Here is a 1,716-nt window from a genome sequence, read left to right as displayed (position 1 = left end):
GCTTCTTCCGTAGGAATAAAATCTAAAACCGTTGGATTTACAACTCGCGTATAGTTTGGAATTTCAATTCCGACTGTTGCCGAAACTAATATTCGTTTATTTAATTTGGATAATTTACTGATGATAAATGACATTTCTTCATGAAAACCCAGTTGGAGTGATTTGTCAAATTCATCTAAAATCAATGTCTGAATGTGGTCGACTTTAAAAGTACCGCGATCAAGATGATCAGCAATTCGCCCTGGAGTTCCAATTAAAACTGCCGGAGGATTAGACAAGTTTTTGATTTCTGTATCAATCGAATGGCCTCCATAACACACATTGACTTTGTATGTGGTGCCCATTTTTTTCCAAACCTGTTCAATCTGAATTCCCAACTCTCTAGTTGGCACTAATATCAAACATTGTACTCCGGCCACATACTCATCTAACAATTCAAAAATAGGCAATAAAAAAGCTAGTGTTTTCCCCGAACCTGTTGGCGAAAGCAATAAAACATTAGCATCATTCAGAATGGTATCAGAAGCGGTTTCCTGCATTTCGTTTAGACTATCAATGCATAAATTCAATAATAAATTGTTGGAATGTGGATTGTTATACATGCCGTAAAGGTAGTTAATAAAGTAGGTAGTCTCAATCTAAGTTTAAGTTATGCCAAGTGCGACTATAAACTGCGACTTATTTCAGGAGTCTTTCTTCCTCAAACAATAACTTAATATTCTCATACGAATTTTTTAAGGCTTCTTTTATTTGCTCCGGGTTGAGCCAAACCGCCTTTTCTATACCTTCATTGGCCTGTGGAAAGGGTGTTCCTTCAAAAGAAGTCTGCATTTCAAACCAATGCGTTATTTTAAGTTTATACTTTCCATTTCGTTTAAAAATATGATAGGTTTTTTGAAGTTTCTTTGCAATTTCTAATTTATCAACGCCTGTCTCCTCTTCTACTTCTCGCATTGCAGTGTCAGCAATTTCTTCATCTCTTTCAATGCCTCCCTTGGGTAAATCCCATTTTCCGTTTCTAAGAATAAATAAAACCTCACCTTTTTTGTTAAAAACCAAACCTCCGCCTGCTTTACAAACCGGAATTTTTTCCTTTAACTTTTTCAGAATGACTTTTTCATCAGGATAATACAAAGAAGCTTTCTGAATTTTATTTTGAAACATTTTGATGATGAGTTGTTCAATATCAATACTTTCCAATAAAAACAACTGAAAATCGGTTTCTTTCGAGATCTCGTTAGTTAAAAAAAGTGGTTTATCGTTGACAAAAACTTTATACATTTGTACTATGATTTTTAATAAAGACACAGCCGAAAAAACAGCCGAATTGCTTTTACAAATAAATGCAATTAAATTGAATCCAAAAAATCCATTTACGTGGGCATCAGGTTGGCAATCTCCAATTTATTGTGACAATCGATTAATACTATCTTTTCCGGCGATAAGAAATTTTGTGCGAGAAGAATTTTCCAAACATATTGAAAAAGAATTTGGTAAACCGGACGTAATTGCGGGAGTCGCAACTGGTGCTATCGGAATTGGAATGCTTGTAGCGGAATATATGGGATTGCCTTTTGTATATGTCCGACCAGAACCCAAAAAACACGGTAGACAAAATCAGGTCGAAGGCTTTTTACAAAAAGGTCAGAATGTAGTTGTAGTCGAAGATTTAATTAGCACCGGAAACAGCAGCTTGTTAGCGGTAGAAGCACTAAA

Annotated in this window: 3 protein-coding genes; 1 reads left to right on the top strand and 2 read right to left on the bottom strand. The window is 35.3% G+C overall.

The annotated features are described in order from the left end of the window. Together ACOYLP_RS11875 and ACOYLP_RS11870 are read right to left on the bottom strand one after the other, a co-directional pair. Positions 1 to 602: DEAD/DEAH box helicase (locus tag ACOYLP_RS11875; protein ID WP_422856381.1), on the bottom strand; the 602-nt coding region annotated here is incomplete at its 3' end. Positions 603 to 678: 76 nt separating this feature from the next. Beyond that, positions 679 to 1,281 carry an NUDIX hydrolase gene (locus ACOYLP_RS11870; RefSeq protein WP_422856380.1) on the bottom strand — a complete coding sequence of 201 codons (603 nt, stop codon included), beginning with the start codon at positions 1,279 to 1,281 and terminating at the stop codon, positions 679 to 681. Positions 1,282 to 1,288: 7 nt separating this feature from the next. Between ACOYLP_RS11870 and pyrE the strand changes: the two genes are divergently transcribed. After that, positions 1,289 to 1,716, top strand: a 428-nt coding sequence (gene pyrE, locus ACOYLP_RS11865) for an orotate phosphoribosyltransferase (protein WP_422856379.1), incomplete at its 3' end; no start/stop codon positions are given.

This window comes from Flavobacterium sp. (assembly GCF_049318325.1).
Lineage (GTDB): Bacteria > Bacteroidota > Bacteroidia > Flavobacteriales > Flavobacteriaceae > Flavobacterium.
The sequence above is the reverse complement of the archived record's forward strand: the minus strand, read 5'-3'. Positions and strand labels throughout refer to the sequence as shown.